This window comes from Pseudomonas sp. 18175, assembly GCF_050432925.1.
Taxonomy (GTDB): Bacteria; Pseudomonadota; Gammaproteobacteria; order Pseudomonadales; family Pseudomonadaceae; genus Aquipseudomonas.
On record NZ_JBKFTO010000008.1, the window covers coordinates 142,143 to 157,124 of the forward strand.

General features: G+C 61.4%; 16 protein-coding genes. 1 reads left to right on the forward strand and 15 read right to left on the reverse strand.

The genetic code is table 11. From position 1 onward, the window contains the following. Positions 1–15: 15 nt before the first annotated feature. From araG to ACLD1Y_RS13320, 4 genes are all read right to left on the reverse strand, one after another. Positions 16–1,515 (reverse strand): L-arabinose ABC transporter ATP-binding protein AraG, encoded by a 1,500-nt coding sequence (gene araG, locus ACLD1Y_RS13305; RefSeq protein WP_429478407.1) that lies wholly within the window; start codon positions 1,513–1,515, stop codon positions 16–18. Further along, positions 1,512–2,492, reverse strand: coding sequence for a substrate-binding domain-containing protein (locus ACLD1Y_RS13310; protein WP_429478408.1), 981 nt, complete (start codon positions 2,490–2,492; stop codon positions 1,512–1,514). The genes araG and ACLD1Y_RS13310 overlap by 4 nt, the downstream gene beginning before the upstream one ends. A gap of 30 nt (positions 2,493–2,522) precedes the next feature. Further along, positions 2,523–3,344: an SDR family oxidoreductase gene (locus ACLD1Y_RS13315; RefSeq protein ID WP_429478409.1), complete on the reverse strand. Its 822-nt coding sequence runs from the start codon at positions 3,342–3,344 to the stop codon at positions 2,523–2,525. 188 nt (positions 3,345–3,532) lie between these two features. After that, a complete protein-coding gene (locus tag ACLD1Y_RS13320) occupies positions 3,533–4,012 on the reverse strand; it encodes a GNAT family N-acetyltransferase (RefSeq protein ID WP_010208407.1) in 480 nt (159 codons plus the stop codon). Between the two features lie 152 nt (positions 4,013–4,164). Between ACLD1Y_RS13320 and ACLD1Y_RS13325 the strand changes: the two genes are divergently transcribed. Beyond that, positions 4,165–4,491 carry a hypothetical protein gene (locus tag ACLD1Y_RS13325; protein WP_429478410.1) on the forward strand — a complete coding sequence of 109 codons (327 nt, stop codon included), beginning with the start codon at positions 4,165–4,167 and terminating at the stop codon, positions 4,489–4,491. Between the two features lie 137 nt (positions 4,492–4,628). On the opposite strand, the gene ACLD1Y_RS13330 is transcribed toward ACLD1Y_RS13325, so the two are convergent. The 11 genes from ACLD1Y_RS13330 to tmk form a co-directional block, all read right to left on the reverse strand. Next, entirely contained in the window at positions 4,629–5,534 is a 906-nt protein-coding gene (locus ACLD1Y_RS13330) for a PfkB family carbohydrate kinase (RefSeq protein ID WP_429478411.1), read from the reverse strand. Further along, positions 5,527–6,993 (reverse strand): purine-cytosine permease family protein, encoded by a 1,467-nt coding sequence (locus ACLD1Y_RS13335; protein WP_429478412.1) that lies wholly within the window; start codon positions 6,991–6,993, stop codon positions 5,527–5,529. The genes ACLD1Y_RS13330 and ACLD1Y_RS13335 overlap by 8 nt, the downstream gene beginning before the upstream one ends. A gap of 172 nt (positions 6,994–7,165) precedes the next feature. Beyond that, positions 7,166–8,167, reverse strand: coding sequence for an ADP-ribosylglycohydrolase family protein (locus tag ACLD1Y_RS13340; protein ID WP_429478413.1), 1,002 nt, complete (start codon positions 8,165–8,167; stop codon positions 7,166–7,168). Next, a complete protein-coding gene (locus ACLD1Y_RS13345; protein ID WP_429478414.1) occupies positions 8,164–8,877 on the reverse strand; it encodes a GntR family transcriptional regulator in 714 nt (237 codons plus the stop codon). The genes ACLD1Y_RS13340 and ACLD1Y_RS13345 overlap by 4 nt, the downstream gene beginning before the upstream one ends. Before the next feature lie 70 nt (positions 8,878–8,947). After that, entirely contained in the window at positions 8,948–9,508 is a 561-nt protein-coding gene (locus ACLD1Y_RS13350) for a DUF1285 domain-containing protein (RefSeq protein ID WP_429478415.1), read from the reverse strand. A 17-nt stretch (positions 9,509–9,525) separates the two neighbouring features. Further along, positions 9,526–10,131, reverse strand: coding sequence for a DUF4823 domain-containing protein (locus ACLD1Y_RS13355; protein WP_429478416.1), 606 nt, complete (start codon positions 10,129–10,131; stop codon positions 9,526–9,528). 205 nt (positions 10,132–10,336) lie between these two features. Then, positions 10,337–11,305 carry a GTP 3',8-cyclase MoaA gene (locus ACLD1Y_RS13360; protein ID WP_429478417.1) on the reverse strand — a complete coding sequence of 323 codons (969 nt, stop codon included), beginning with the start codon at positions 11,303–11,305 and terminating at the stop codon, positions 10,337–10,339. Between the two features lie 115 nt (positions 11,306–11,420). After that, positions 11,421–12,074 carry a TetR/AcrR family transcriptional regulator gene (locus tag ACLD1Y_RS13365; protein ID WP_135292187.1) on the reverse strand — a complete coding sequence of 218 codons (654 nt, stop codon included), beginning with the start codon at positions 12,072–12,074 and terminating at the stop codon, positions 11,421–11,423. A 429-nt stretch (positions 12,075–12,503) separates the two neighbouring features. Then, the gene (locus ACLD1Y_RS13370) at positions 12,504–13,289 is read right to left on the reverse strand and encodes a TatD family hydrolase (RefSeq protein ID WP_429478418.1); all 786 of its coding nucleotides are present in this window, start codon (positions 13,287–13,289) and stop codon (positions 12,504–12,506) included. 63 nt (positions 13,290–13,352) lie between these two features. Next, a complete protein-coding gene (locus ACLD1Y_RS13375; protein WP_429478419.1) occupies positions 13,353–14,342 on the reverse strand; it encodes a DNA polymerase III subunit delta' in 990 nt (329 codons plus the stop codon). Next, on the reverse strand, positions 14,335–14,967 hold the full coding sequence (tmk, locus tag ACLD1Y_RS13380; RefSeq protein ID WP_429478420.1) for a dTMP kinase: 633 nt from the start codon (positions 14,965–14,967) through the stop codon (positions 14,335–14,337). The genes ACLD1Y_RS13375 and tmk overlap by 8 nt, the downstream gene beginning before the upstream one ends. Between the last annotated feature and the right edge of the window lie 15 nt (positions 14,968–14,982).

Consider the following 14,982-nt stretch of genomic DNA (forward strand, 5'->3'; position numbering starts at 1 on the left):
CCTATACCCTCGAATTCAGGCCCGCGAACGCGGGAGAGCCAGTTGCAACAGCCGCGCTTCATCCGCCTGGTCACGGGCCAGTTCGCCGGTCAGGGCGCCTTCGCTCATCACCAGGATGCGGTCGCTGATACCCATCACTTCCATCAGGTCGCTGGACACCACGATCACCGCAATGCCGCTGGCGGCCAGGTTATGGATGATCTGGTAGATCTCTGACTTGGCGCCGATGTCGATGCCCCGCGTGGGTTCATCCAGCAGCAGTACTTTCATCGGCATCGACAGCCAGCGACCCAAAATGGCCTTCTGCTGGTTACCGCCGGACAGGTACATGATTTTCTGTTCGGCGTTGGGCGTCTTGACCTTCATCGCCTTGATCTGCTGGTTGGCGTTGGCCTTTTCCCAGCCGTCGCGCAACAGCCAGCCGAACGCCGAATGGGCGCCACGGGCGCTGATGTTGATGTTCTCGGCCACGCTGGACAGCGGGATGATGCCTTCCTTCTTGCGGTCTTCCGGGCACAGCAGCACACCGGCGGCGATGGCGTCGCGGGGGGACTGCAACGCAAGCTTTTCGCCGCACAGTTCCAAGCTGCCAGCGGTGCTGCGGACCAGGCCGCTTAACAGCCGAAACAGCTCGGTGCGCCCTGCCCCCACCAGCCCGAACAGGCCAAGGATCTCGCCTTTATGCACCTGGAAACTGACCTGTTCGCGCAGACCAGGGCCGAGCAAGCCATCCACCTTCAACGCCACATCGCCCTGCTCGCGCGGCCGGTAATCGTAGATGTCCTGAATATCCCGGCCGACCATGCAGGTCACCAATTGGTCGTGGGTGAGCGCGTTCATGTCGTCAAAGGTGCGCACGTAACGGCCGTCCTTGAACACCGTGACCGCATTGCAGATGCGGAACACTTCCTCCATGCGGTGGGACACGTAGAGCACCACTTTGCCCTCGTCCCGCAGGCGCGCAATGATCGCCATCAAACGGTCGATCTCCCGCGCCGACAGGCTGCTGGTGGGCTCGTCGAAGGCAATCACATGGGCACCACGGGACAGCGCCTTGGCGATTTCCACCAGTTGGCGCTGGCCCAGGGATAGCCGACCAAGCTTCTCGTCCGGGTCGATTTCATCGGCCAAGCCCTTGAGGCACGCCAGCGCCTGCTTGCGCAGAAGGCCGCGATTGACCACGCCAAAACGGGTCGGTAAATGCCCGAGAAACAGGTTCTCGGCCACGCTCATTTCCGGCACCAGATGCAGCTCCTGGTGAATCACCGCCACGCCGCTGGCGATGCTGTCGGCGGCATTTTTGAACGCCATGACCTGCTCGCCAATCTGCAACGAGCCGCTGCTGGGAATGTAGGCGCCGCCAAGGATTTTCAGCAGCGTCGACTTGCCCGCGCCGTTCTCGCCCATCAACGCATGAACCTGGTGCGGCCGCGCTTCAAAGCTGATCTGCGCCAGGGCTTTCACACCGGGAAACTCCTTGCCGATGCCATTGAAGCGCAGGGCCGCGCCGGTCATTTCCACAGCCCGATCTTGGTCAGTTCTTCCTGGAAGTTGGCGCGGGTGATCAGGGTCACTTCGTCCATGGCGGTGTATTTGGCGGGCTCTTCACCCGTGGTGACCCACTTGAACACTGCCAGCGCGGTGTTGTAGCCCTCGATGTGCGGGCTGGGCAGCATCGAGCCGAAGAAGCCGCTGTCGGCCTTCTTCAATTCGCCGATGGCGTCGGTGCCATTGATGCCGATACCGATCACATTGGCGGCCTTGAAGCCGGCGCTTTCGGTGGCGCGCACGCCGCCCAGCACAGTGTTGTCGTTCATGCCGCCGATGATCAGGTTTTTCGCGCCGCTAGGCAGTTTGACCAGGGCCGAATTGGTGGCGTCCATGCTGCCTGGCACGTCGAGAGTCTTGAGCGCGGCAGTCAGGATGTGGTCCTTGGGAATGCCGGCTTCTTCGAGGGATTTGATCGAGCCGTCAGTGCGTTTTTTACCAGTGTCGAGTTCGTTGTAGGTGTTGATCACGGCGTAGGTGTCTTTCCAGTCCCAGCCGCGTTTTTTCGCTTCGGCGGCCATGGCGGCGCCCTGCTTCTGGCCCACTTCGAAAGCGGCCATGCCCAGGTACGGCACGTCTTCCATGAAGTTGCCTTTGGCATCGACAAAGCGGTCATCCACGGCCATCACTTTCAAACCGTTAACCTTGGCCTTGGCGACGATGGCCGGGCCCAGGGACACGTCCGGCGGGCAGATCACAAAGCCCTTGGCGCCGTTGGCCGCCAGGCTGTCGATGGCCGAGAGGGTCTTCTCGCCGTCGGGCACAGCGATCTTGATTACGGTGAAACCGTGTTCCTTGCCGGCTTTTTCGGCGAAGGCCCATTCGGTCTGGAACCAGGGTTCTTCGGCCTGCTTGACCAAAAAGCCGATCTTCACTTCTTCGGCGAGCGCGACAGAGCTGAACGCCATCGCCAGTGCCAGCGTGCCAAGTGTCTTCTTCAACATGAACCACCTCTTCTTGTTATTGGAAAAGTGTTAGTCGTGGTACATCACAGACCGCCCGCCATCGATCATCAGGCAGGTGGCATTGATAAAGGGCGCTTCGTCGGTGGCCAGGAACAGCGCAGTCATCGCCACCTCCACCGGCTGGCCGATACGCTTGGGCGGGTGCAGGTCGAACGCGCGCTGGCGCTCGGCGTGGGGGTCGGGAAAACCGTTCCAGTAATCGACATTGAGCTGGGTTTCGATATAGCCCGGCGCAATGGCGTTCACGCGGATGCCCTTGGGGGCGTATTCGATGCCCAAGGCGCGGGTGAGGCCCAACAAGCCATGCTTGGCCACGGGGTAGGGAAAGCAGCCGGGGATGATGTGGCTGGAATGGGTGGACGCGATATTGATGATGTTGCCGATGCCCTGCTCGATCATATGCGGCAGCACCGCACGGCAGCCGAACCAGGCGCCGTCGAGGTCAATGGCAAAGCAGCGGCGCCAGTCTTCGTCGCTCATTTCGAGCGGGTCGCAAAACACGTTGACCCCGGCACAGTTGACCAGCACATCCACACGACCAAAGCGCGCGATAGCCAGGTTGACCAGTGACTGCCATTGATCCTTGGACGTGATATCGACGGCTTGGGCGTAGATATCGGCACCGCGTTCGCGCCAGTGGGCTGCGACTTGCTCAACCTTTTCGCCCTGGATATCCGCGATCACCAGATGTGCCTGCTGGGCCTGGAAGCACGCGACGATAGCCTCGCCAATGCCTTGGGCGGCGCCGGTGATGATCACTACTTTGCCTTTGAGCCGCTCGCCATAGGTGGGCTCGGGCACGGCGGGGAGTGACAACGGTTGTGCCTGCATCGCTTCACCTGTTTTATTTTTGGTAGTGAGTGCTGATGCAGGCGACTATAAACCCATCTTTTGAAATATCTCAATATATAAATTTGCATCCCATATATTGAACATAGTCAAAAAAAATGTGGGAACCCAATCCCAATGTGGGAGCTGGCTTGCCACACTTTGATCTTCGGTGTTTTCTGAGGGGGATGTCAGCCCAAGGCAAAATCGCGCAACGCATCGCCTTCCATGCGATAGCGCACCCACTCTTCCTGGGGCTGGGCGCCGATGGACTTGTAGAAGGCAATGGCCGGTTCGTTCCAGTCCAGCACGCTCCATTCGAAACGCCCGCAGCCGTTGTCGAAGGCGATCTTGGCCAGGTGACGCAGCAGCTTCTTGCCTGCACCACCGCCGCGTTGTTCGGGGTTGATGTACAGGTCTTCGAGGTACAGGCAGTTACTGCCCAGCCAGGTGGAATAGCTGAAAAAGAACACCGCGAAACCAATCGGCAAGCCATCGCGCAAACAGATCAGGCCATGGGCGGTGGCGCCTTCGCTGAACAGGCTGCGCTCGATGTCCACCACACTGGCGATCACTTCGTGGCGGGCCTTCTCGTACTCGGCAAGCTCGGTGATGAAAGTCAGGATCTGCGCAGCATCGCTGGGCACGGCGGGGCGAATCTCGATGGTCATGGGCGAGCCTTGGCAATTTCAAAGCACACATACTAAGGCGCTTTGGTGACCGGAGGGAATCGGCCAACACCGTTCGTCGCCCTCAAGGCACGAACACCCAGCGCACGCAGACCAATAGAGGGTAAGGACATTAATCCTATGGAGACACTCTCATGAAGCATTCCCAGTTTGCTGCCCTCGCCCTCGCCGGCCTGATGTCTGCGGTTTCCCTGAGTAGTTTTGCGGCCGACTCGTCCACCGGACCGACCAACCCGTCCACTAGCGAATCCCAGAAATCCATGGGCACTGGACTGGAAATCAACAACGGTGCGGTCGATAACAGCAACAGCGCCGACCCGCACACCAAAGGCCAGGACACCGGCCGTCAAAGCCCGCCAGCGGTGGGTAACGGCAAGATGGGGCCTTCGGTGAATGAACCGAAGATCAATAAAGGCGATGACTCGAACATCCCGGGGGCGCCTAAACAGCCTGCGCCTTGATACAACGCTGCGCCAGCCTTCACGAAGAACTAAATGTGGGAGCGGGCTTGCTCGCGAAGGCGCTGTGTCAGTCAGCACATGTATTGACTGACACTCCGCTTTCGCGAGCAAGCCCGCTCCCACAGTTTTGTCCATGTTCAGCCAGCTAATAGCGCTTCGACTTCGCCAGTGCCGGGAGATGTCGCCGGGCCCCAGCGCGTCACCGCCAAGGCCGCGGCTGCGTTGGCACGCCGGGCTGCATCCGTCGGTTTCAGGCCATTGGCCAATCCTGCAATAAACACCCCGGCATGGGCATCCCCCGCGCCGTTGCTGTCCACGGCTTTGACCTTGAAGCCCGGCACATGCTCGGCATTCACCCAGCAGCCATTAGGCCCATCGCGCACCACCCGCAATGCATCCTGCGGCAGGTGGCTTTGCAACGCGCTCAGTGCCTGCGCCAGCGTACTCGCACCGGTAAATGCCAGGGCTTCCGGGCCATTGCTGGTCCAGATATCGATACGCGGCAGCAGCGCCGTCATCAGTGCCGAATCCGGCGCTTTCACCAACGGACCCGGGTCGAAGACCACACTGATCTCGCGCGGCAACGCCACCACCCAATCCAGCAGCGCCTGGGCCTTGCCGTCCAGCAACAGGCTATAGCCGCTGACATACACGTAGTCGCCCGGCTGCAACTTCACGCGCGCCAAATCCTCGGCACTCAACTCACCTTCGGCGCCGAGATGGGAAATGAAGGTGCGCTCGGTGGTGGCCTCGGTCAGCGACACGCATAAGCCGGTGTCCTTGTCGGTGCTGGCTGCCTGTGCCATCTCCACGCCCTCGGCCTGCATCGCGGCGCGGGCCAGGTCGCCGAAGCGGCCGTTGCCATGACGCCCGAGGTACACCACCGGCAAGCCATTGCGGCGCGCGGCCGCCATCACGTTAAAGCCACCGCCCGCTTCGAAACTGGCCGATCGCGCCAGCACGTCGCCGCCGCTTGCGGGCAACGTGTCGAGGGCCATCACCAGGTCGACGATGACCTGGCCTGTGTGCAGCAATCTAGACATGGTGACGCTCTATCAAAGCCGGGCGACGGTCAGTTGCGCCGCCCAGTACCCCATAAATCCCGCCAGCCACCAGGAAGGTAACGATCCAGCCCAGGCCGTTGTGGCCCAGCCAGGAGTCGGACAACGGCCCGGCGAACCAGATGTTTTCAGCCGTGGTGCCGATGGTGGTGAAGCTGAACCCCAGCACAATCGCCACCGCCCACGCGCCGAATGCACGCCATTCCACCCCGCCGCGATACCAGTAGGCGCTGCTTGGGCTCACGTCCAGCAGGTCCTTGGGGCTGTAGTAGTGACGATGGATCAAGTCGACCACAAAGATGCCGACCCACGCCGTGATCGGCACCGCCAGCAACGAGATGAAGGTGATGAACGGGCCGTAGAAGCTGTCGGCGATCAGCATGAAATAGATGGAGCCGGCGAAGATCGCCACGATATCGACGATCACCGCATGCACCCGCTTGACCTTCAACCCCAGGGTCAGTGTGGTGAGACCGGCCGAGTACACCGACAGGTTGTTGGACAGCAGCAGCCCACCAAACGCGGTGATCAGGTATGGCACGGCCATCCAGGTCGGCAGCATGTCGCGAATAGCGATGATCGGGTCGGTGGCCGAAGCCAGGTCGTTGTTACCCACCGACAGCAGGCCACCGAGGGTGATCAGCAGCACCAGCGGAATGCCCGCGCCAAAGGCGGCTGAGGCCACCAGGCGCGCGGCCTTGACGCTGCGGTGCTGGTAGCGCGACATGTCGGCACCGGCGTTGGCCCAACCGATACCGGTACCGGCGGCCATGGTGCCGACACCGATGATCATCGCGCTCAGGGGCGCCGGGGTGGCATTGAACACCGCGCTCCAGTCGATGGTGGCGCAGAGGAAGCCGCCCACCAGGATATTCAGCGCGCCGAACACGTAGGTGGCCCACTTCTGGATCACCAGCAAAGTCGCATGGCCCAGGCCGGACACCGACAAGGTCAGCAGCACGAAGATGGCGATGAAGATCAGCGTCAACACCGGTGCGCTCTTAGCCTCGACGGCGGTGCCGAACAGGATCGAACACAGCGACAGCAATACAAACGCGGCGGTGGTGGTGTTGACGGTTTCCCAGCCCAGCCGCGACATCAGCGACACCAGCGTCGGCCCGATATTGCCGCGTACGCCGAAGATGGCACGGGACAAGGTGAGGCTCGGCGCACGGCCGCGACGGCCGGCGATGGAGATGATGCCCACCACCGCGAAGGAGCCGGCCGCGCCGAGGATCGCCACGATAATTGCCTGCCAGATCGCCAGGCCACGGAACGCCACCAACGTCGCGCCCAGCGGCAAGCCGAGGATGCTGATATTGGCCGCGAACCATACCCAAAAGAGTTGCAGCGGGTGGCCGTTGCACTCGCCTTCAGGGACCGGTTCGATGCCGCGTGTTTCCAATTGCCCAGCACTTTGGCCGGAAGAGGTGTTGCTCATGAGGGGGTGACTCCTGGTGCCGATATTGTTGTGGTTGTGGCAAATCTTCTATTCAACTCGGTCAACTGTGGGAGCGGGCTTGCTCGCGAATGCGATCTTTCAGTTGTTGCAGCAGTGACTGACACACCGCATTCGCGAGCAAGCCCGCTCCCACATTTTGAATCGGTGCCGGTCAGCGCAACTCCATCAGCCCTTGCACTAGCGGCTGCAAGTCCAAACCATTGACGAGTTTGACCTGCTCAATCATCGCCTCTGGCCAACACTGCATGCCCAGGCAGGCACCCAGCATCGCGCCAAGAATCGCGGCGATGGTGTCGGTGTCGCCACCCAGGCTGGCCGCCAGGCACAGCGCTTCGAACGCATTCATGTCGCCCACGGCCACCTGTTGGGCCAGGGCAAACGACACCACCACCGACTCCTGGGACGCCACGGAAGTGCCGATCAACTCGTACAGCAGGTCGGCGAACAGGGCGCTGTCGCCACTGCCCACGCTCAAGGTGCGCGCCCAACTGATGCGCGTGGAGATGCGTCCGCCGGCAATCCAGTGGCCATGGTTTTCCGCCTGTTGGGCGATCTGAGTGCCGATGTTCAGCGCTTCGCCCAGGTCCACGCCATTGATCCCCGCCGAGACCACGGCCGCCACCGCCGCTGCACTGGAGATGCCGAGGGTGGTGTTGTGGGTGACTTGGCAAGCCTGGATCACCGCCTGGATAAATTGCGCGGGGTCGTTGACGTCCGCAGCAATGCCCACTGGCGTGATGCGCATGGCCGCGCCGTTGGTGGTGCCGAAGCGCCCGGACTCCTCTGGCGTGTGGCCGGCGAGAATCATGTCGATGGCGCGTTTGGTGGACGGGCCGAGCAAGTCCTGTGAGCCCTTCGCGCGCATCACGGCTTCCCAATCGATCAGGCGTTGGGCGAGCACGGTGGGTTCGATCTTGCCCTGGCCTTCGACCAGCAATTGGCCGACCAGAACGGCCTGTTCGGTGTCATCGGTGATGGAACCGGCGGGCATGTTTGGCGCGATGGGTTGGTCGGCGCCGGCATCTTCCAGGGTGGTGATCGCGCCAAAGCGCTGTTGCACCTGTTCGCGGCTCAAGGACTGGGTAGGCATGCCCAACGCATCGCCCAGAGCCAGGCCGTAGAAAGCGCCGAGGGCGCGAGTGTGCGGGGTCATTTCGAGTGTCCAAATTGAAGATGCAAGCGAAAGTGCAAAGGGTCGAGCAAGCTTTCGACGTATTCCATAAAGCGCTCGCGACGGTCATAGGTGGTGCGCGACGCCTTGAGGAACACCGTGCCCGCCGGGCGGCCAAGCAGTTCGGCGTCCTCGTCGCTGAGCGGTTCGGCGCCGATCCATTGGTCGCCCTCGGCACCGACATAGCCGTAGGCCGCCAAGGTGATGGTCAGGGAGTTGTCGATCAGGCCGACGCTTGGCAGGCTTTCCAGGCCACCGGACGCTGGCATCAGCGAGCGTTCCAACGACACGGCGGTACCATCGGTGGTGTAACGCAGGCGGTCGAGGGCGATAAATTGATCGGTGCCGAAACGGCTGGACAGGTCCGTACGGGTCACGGCCTCGAGGCGCAGGATGTCGGTGTTGACCCGTGCCCCGGTGTCGGCCAGGGCTTGGGCCCAACCGCTGCGTTGGTCGAGCGCCATGCCGTCAAACGTGACGATGGAGCCGACGCCGCTCTGGGTGGCGATGTAGTTGCGGCGTTTGAGCTCGGCAAGGGCTTCACGCAAGGTGCCACGGCTGACCGCAAATTCTTCGGCCAGTTGATGCTCACCGGGCAACAGGAAGCCATCGACCATGACCCCACCTTCAATACGGCGGATAAGCTCATCGACGACGCGTTTTTTCTTATCAAATCGAACATGTCTAATCATGTACAAATTGATACCCGAAAGCGCCCGCGTGCAGCAAGCGAATTATTTCAGGGAGATGAAAAAACCGGCCTCAGGGCTCCAGGCCAATGCGGAAAAATTCCCCACCGCTCCAGACGCCGAGCCAGTTCTGACCGTTGATCGGACGGCTCACCGCCAGCTCCACCAGTTGGTAGAACACGTTGCGATGCACCAGGGCTTCAAGGTTAGTGCGCACCCGCAGATAGGGGGACGGCTCTTGGGTAACGGGGTCGATCACCACCCGCAGCGGGTGCTCAAGGTCGGCCTCGATGACGTCATCGACGTTAGTGGTAAAGCGCAGTACCTGGTCTTCGCCCTCGCCCTCCACATCCACCGTGACGGCGACAAACGGCGCATCTTCGACGGTGATGCCGACTTTTTCTACGGGAGTGATCAGAAAATAATCATCGCCATCGCGGCGAATGATGTTGGAGAACAACTTGACCATCGGCTTACGCCCGATCGGCGTGCCCTGGTAGAACCAAGTGCCGTCGCGGGCGATGCGCATGTCGATATGGCCGCAGAAGTCCGGGTTCCACAGGTGCACCGGCGCCGGTCCCTTGCCCTTGGGCAACTGGGCCAACAGATCATTGGCCTTGGCGGAATCGGTCATGGGGTTCTCCTCTGGGCTTATTGGTCCCCCATGCCCAGCAGGCTGCGGGCGTACTGCGCGAGGGGGCGGGCGATCAAGTCTTGTGGCCGGTTGTCGTGGAACGTCAGTAAACCGCCACGGCTGCGAATGCGCACAGTATCAATCAAATACTGGGTGCTGGTCTCGATCAACATCACCTGGATTACACCGGTGTCGAGACCAACACGGTCGAGCGCTTCCTGGTCGGCCCATTCGTCGGCGTTGCCGATGCGGTCATCGGCTGCCGCAAAACGGCAATACAGCAAGTAGTGCGCGCCGGCGCCGCGTGCCTCGGCCATGGCCTGCTCAAGGCCTTCAGCCTGGCGGGCGCGGCGTACCATGGGGAAGTATTCGACAAAACCGTTGAAGGCCTCTTCGGCTACCACGTTCGGTCGCGGATAGGCGCTGCCCGGCGGCACGAACGCGCCCTGGGCGATAAAGATAAAGGAGTCCGGCTGCACGCGGACCGAGTTGGTACGGCGGGTGTCGCTGTGGTCCAGCAGCCCGGCGTCACTCATCTGATAACGGGTGCCTTCGGCCATATCGCTGACGGTCATGCAACCTGTCAGCGCCAATGACGCCAGCAACAAAACCAGACTACGCATCCTAATCCTCCAGAAGCCGGTGACGGAAAACCGGCGAATGGGCGTGAGATGCAGAATCCGCGCCATTCAAGAATGACGCATAACTAAATGTGGGAGCGGGCTTGCTCGCGAATGCGGTGTGTTAGTTGAAATATCTGTGACTGATACACCGCTTTCGCGAGCAAGCCCGCTCCCACAGGGGATTTGTGTTGTCTCGCAGATCAGGTCAACCGCCAATGATCTTCATGATGGTAGCGCCCCCCGAGAAAGCCACTTCCTGCTTATCGCCCAAGGCCTTCACCAACAGCCCCTGCAACGCCGGCAGTGCCTGATGGCGCGGCAGGTCCAGCAAGTCGCCGACGTAATGACGATTGCTCGACGACAGGCAGCCATGCAACCAGCCGGTAGACGACAGCCGCAGCCGCGAGCAGGTACGACAGAACGGCACGCTTTCGTTAGCGATCACGCCGAAGTAGCCCTTGCCCGGCACTTCGTAGCGCACCGCCGTGGCGTCCACGGGCGCATTGGCTTGCAGGTATTCGTGGTGTTCGCCAATCAGGCTGAGCAACTGCTGCAGGCTGACAAATTGCTGCAGGAACGCATTGGAGTCCTTGGCCAAATGGCCCATGCGCATCAGTTCGATAAAGCGCAGCTCGTAGCCACGCTCGAGGCAGTAGTCGAGCAGCGGCATCACTTGGTCCAGGTTCTGGCCGCGCAGTGGCACCATATTGACCTTGATCTTGATCCCGGCAGTGCGGGCCTGGTCCATGCCGTCGAGCACAGTGGCCAAGTCGCCGCCACGGGCGATGCTGCGGAAGGCCTCGGCGTCCAGGGTGTCGAGGGAAACGTTGATGCGCTTGATACCGGCCTCCACCAGCAGCGGCAGTTTGCGCGCCAGCAGTTGGCCGTTGGTGGTCAGGCTGATATCACTGAGGCCCATCTGCCCGACCGCGCCCATAAAGGCTTCGAGCTTGGGGCTGACCAGCGGCTCGCCGCCGGTAATGCGCAGGCGGTCGATACCGGCCGCCTCGATCAGATACGCCACGCCACGGGCCATGGCCTCGGCCGAGAGTTCGTCCTGGGCAGCCACCAACCGCTTGCCGTTGGGCACGCAGTAGGTACACGCATAATTGCAGGCTGAGGTCAGGCTGATCCGCAAATTGCGAAAACGCCTGCCTTGACGATCAACGATCATGGATCACTCCGGCAGAGGACAGTTCGGGCGCGCTAAAAGCTGACCTATAAATCAACTTTTAGCAAGCATCCTTGCCTGAGTATATTCCTCGGGTACTGCGCGTGGCAGCAAATCCTTAGGTGGCGGGGATTTCAGCCGGTGGCGGCTCGCTGCTGTGCTTGCGTTTGTTGCCCATGCGCACGCCAATGTCCATCAGGAACTGGAAGAAACCTTCCTGATCTTCCAGCACATTGCTCCAGAACGGCGAGTGGTACAGCGCCACGGCGCCGTGCACCAACGCCCAGGCGGCGCAATAGTGGAAATACGGCGGCACGTCTTCCAGCTTGCCTTCGCTGATCCGGCCCTTGATCAACAGGGTCAGGCGTTCAAAGTTCGAAGCGCGGATCTTGTGCAGCTCCTCGACCATTTCCGGCACCTGGTGGCCCTTGACCACTTTTTCTTCCAGGCGGTCGAACAGGCGATAACGCTGCGGGTCACGCATGCGGAACTCGAAGTAGGCGCGGGACAAGGCTTCCTTGTCCTTGTCGACATCGGCCGAATGCAGCAACTCGTTCAAGTCGCGCTCGTAGTCGAGCATCAGCCGCAGGTAGATCTCGGCCTTGGACTTGAAGTGCTTGTAGATGGTGCCTTTGCCGATACCCACGGCATCCGCGATCATCTCGACGGTGACGCTGTCTTCACCTTGTTCGAGGAACAGCTTGAGCGCGGTGTCGAGAATTTCCTGCTCACGGCGGCGAAACTCACGGACCTTACGGGGTTCTTTGTGCATGAGAAAGAGATCTGCAGAGGTGAATTGAGGGCGGGTCGCGCAGGGCCACGGATACGAGGCGATACGATTTACCCGGTGCGAGGGATTATCCAGACTGAATGGTCGCTGAGCAACGCCTATGTGAACCCGTCGTGCACTTTACTTTCAGCGCGCCAACGTTTTCATCGATATCAGTCAGAAATAATACGCAACAACTACAGCCGTACACCTGTTTAATGAGAACTCAAGCGAAGCGCGTGTATTCCAAATCTGTTTAAAAAACGATCAGTCGCGACTGGACTGAATCAGATACTGATCAATACTTGAACTGTCGGCGTGACATCTCCCCCAAGTGACGCGCCGACCTGGGTACCAACGGACCGCGTACCCTTGTTTTACTCCTAATGGTCTTAGCCCGGATTCACCCCCCAGAACCCGGGTTTTTTTTGCCTAGGATTTGACGTGGGCCAGCGGGAACAGGCGCTTGAAGTTCGCGGTTGTCTGCTCGGCAAAACGCTCGACGGACTCCCCCCGCAGCATCGCCAGGTAATCCGCCACATCGCGCACGTATTCCGGCAAGTTGGGCTTGCCACGATGGGGGATGGGCGCCAGGTACGGCGAGTCGGTTTCCACCAGCAGGCGGTCGGCCGGCACTTGGCGCGCCACATCGCGCAGGGCGTCGGCATTGCGGAAGGTGACGATGCCCGACAGGGAAATATAAAACCCCAGGTCCAGGGCTGCCTTGGCCATGTCCCAGTCTTCGGTGAAGCAATGCAGCACACCGGCTTGGGGCAATGCGGCTTCGCGCAGCAAGGCCAGGGTGTCGGCGCGGGCGCCACGGGTGTGGACGATCACCGGTTTGCCAGTCTGCTGGGCGGCTTGCAGGTGCAGGCGGAAGGAGGCCTGCTGCAACTCGGCGGCTTCGGGTTCGTAGTGGTAATCCAGGCCGGTTTCGCCAATGGCCACCACACGCGGGTGGTTGAGTTCGCCCAGCAACCAGTCGAGGGCCGGGGCTTCGCCGGGCTTGAGGTCCAGCGGGTGAATACCCACCGAACAATCCACATCGGCATAACGCTCGGCCAGGGCTTTGACGTCGGCAGCATTTTCTGCGCTGACGCCGATGCACAGGAAGTGCCCTACCCCACGCTGGCGTGCGGCGTCGAGGGCCGCATCAAGGGAACCGCCGTGCTGGGCAAGGTCGAGGCGATCAAGGTGGCAATGGGAATCTACGAGCATAGGTAGTTACGACTTAAATCACAGGGAGTGTCTGGCCGACGATACACCCGTCGGCCACGGAAATTAACGGCGGCCGAGTAAGCCGACCCACTGCACCAACAGCGCTTCGAGCAGCAACACGCGGTTGAGGTTGGCCTTGCCGAGGACCTTCTGGCGCTGGGCAAGGATCCAGTCCTGAATGTTCAGCACTTTGTCTTGAGCGCTTTTCTGCGCCAGGTACTGCACCACTTTGCGCATGTCCGGCAGGCCAAGGCCGTTCTCGTCCTGGGTCAACTGGTAGCGCAGGATCAGGCTGGACCAGTCGCAGAACCAGTCGAACAGCAGCAACAGCGGAATATCCTTCCAGGCGCTTTCGGCCAGTTGAGTCGCGGACAGTTCCTGCTTGAGCAGTTTTTTCACGCCGTCCACCACCAGCGCGCGTTGTTCGCGAACGCCCTGGGCTTGCAGCTTCACGGCGGCCAGGGGCGAACCGGCGGCCAGGGTCAACAATTCGCCCCGCTCTGCCTCGCTGCATTCCGGCAACGCTTGAGCCAACCACTCAAGGCTCATGGCCTCGCTCGGCAGCGGGCACGCCTGCTGTACGCAACGGCTGCGAATGGTCGGCAACAAACGGCTGGATTGGTGGCTCACCAGCAACAGCACGGTATCGCCGGACGGTTCTTCCAGGCTCTTGAGCAAGGCGTTGGCGGCGTTGATGTTCATCGCCTCCACCGGTTCGATCAAGACGACCTTGCGCCCGCCCATCTGCGCGGTCTGCACCACGAAGCTGACCAGGTCACGCACCTGATCGACCTTGATTGCCTTGTCGGCTTCCTCGGGCTCCAGCAGGTAGTTGTCCGGATGGCTGCCGGCCTTGAGCAGCAGGCAGGATTTGCACTCGCCGCACGCCTCCAGGTTGACCGGGCGCTGGCACAGCAGGCTGGCCATCAGGCGTTCGGCAAGGGCGCGTTTACCGATGCCAATCGGCCCATGTAACAGGTAGGCATGGGCGTGCTGGGCGCGACCGGCCAATTGCTGCCAGAGGCTGTCCTGCCACGGGTAGGCTTCAGCCACGGGCGCGCTCCAGCAGTGTCGGCAACAAGGCATCAATGGCTTGCTGTACCAACGCCAGTGGCTGGGCGGCATCCAACAGGTGATAACGCGCAGGTTCAGCCTTGGCCCGCTCGAGGAACGCGGTGCGCACAGCGCTGAAGAACGCCTGGCCTTCCAACTCGAAGCGGTCCAGGCGACCACGGGCACTGGCGCGGGCCATGCCGACTTCCACCGGCAGGTCGAAAAGCAGGGTCAGGTCGGGGCGCAGTTCGCCCTGGACGAAGGTTTCCAGGGTGGCGATACGCGCCAGGGACAAGCCCCGGCCACCGCCCTGATAGGCGTAGGTGGAGTCGGTAAAACGGTCGCAAATCACCACCGCACCACGGGCCAGGGCCGGGCGGATCACTTGCGCCAGGTGCTGGGCACGGGCGGCGAAGACCAGCAGCAACTCGGTGTCCGGGTTCATCTGTTCTTCACCCGGAGCCAACAGTACTTCGCGGATGCGCTCGGCCAGTGGCGTGCCACCGGGCTCACGGGTCAGCACCACTTCGATCCCTTCGGCACGCAAGCGCTCGGCGAGGTAATCGCGATTGGTGCTCTTGCCAGCGCCTTCGGGGCCTTCCAGGGTAATAAACAAGCCAGTCACAGGCAGTCCTTAGTC

Coding starts and splice junctions, on each gene's coding strand:
- araG (WP_429478407.1), bottom strand. CDS start 1,515: ATGACCGGCGCGGCCCTGCGCTTCAATGGCATCGGCAAGGAGTTTCCC.
- ACLD1Y_RS13310 (WP_429478408.1), bottom strand. CDS start 2,492: ATGTTGAAGAAGACACTTGGCACGCTGGCACTGGCGATGGCGTTCAGC.
- ACLD1Y_RS13315 (WP_429478409.1), bottom strand. CDS start 3,344: ATGCAGGCACAACCGTTGTCACTCCCCGCCGTGCCCGAGCCCACCTAT.
- ACLD1Y_RS13320 (WP_010208407.1), bottom strand. CDS start 4,012: ATGACCATCGAGATTCGCCCCGCCGTGCCCAGCGATGCTGCGCAGATC.
- ACLD1Y_RS13325 (WP_429478410.1), top strand. CDS start 4,165: ATGAAGCATTCCCAGTTTGCTGCCCTCGCCCTCGCCGGCCTGATGTCT.
- ACLD1Y_RS13330 (WP_429478411.1), bottom strand. CDS start 5,534: ATGTCTAGATTGCTGCACACAGGCCAGGTCATCGTCGACCTGGTGATG.
- ACLD1Y_RS13335 (WP_429478412.1), bottom strand. CDS start 6,993: ATGAGCAACACCTCTTCCGGCCAAAGTGCTGGGCAATTGGAAACACGC.
- ACLD1Y_RS13340 (WP_429478413.1), bottom strand. CDS start 8,167: ATGACCCCGCACACTCGCGCCCTCGGCGCTTTCTACGGCCTGGCTCTG.
- ACLD1Y_RS13345 (WP_429478414.1), bottom strand. CDS start 8,877: ATGATTAGACATGTTCGATTTGATAAGAAAAAACGCGTCGTCGATGAG.
- ACLD1Y_RS13350 (WP_429478415.1), bottom strand. CDS start 9,508: ATGACCGATTCCGCCAAGGCCAATGATCTGTTGGCCCAGTTGCCCAAG.
- ACLD1Y_RS13355 (WP_429478416.1), bottom strand. CDS start 10,131: ATGCGTAGTCTGGTTTTGTTGCTGGCGTCATTGGCGCTGACAGGTTGC.
- ACLD1Y_RS13360 (WP_429478417.1), bottom strand. CDS start 11,305: ATGATCGTTGATCGTCAAGGCAGGCGTTTTCGCAATTTGCGGATCAGC.
- ACLD1Y_RS13365 (WP_135292187.1), bottom strand. CDS start 12,074: ATGCACAAAGAACCCCGTAAGGTCCGTGAGTTTCGCCGCCGTGAGCAG.
- ACLD1Y_RS13370 (WP_429478418.1), bottom strand. CDS start 13,289: ATGCTCGTAGATTCCCATTGCCACCTTGATCGCCTCGACCTTGCCCAG.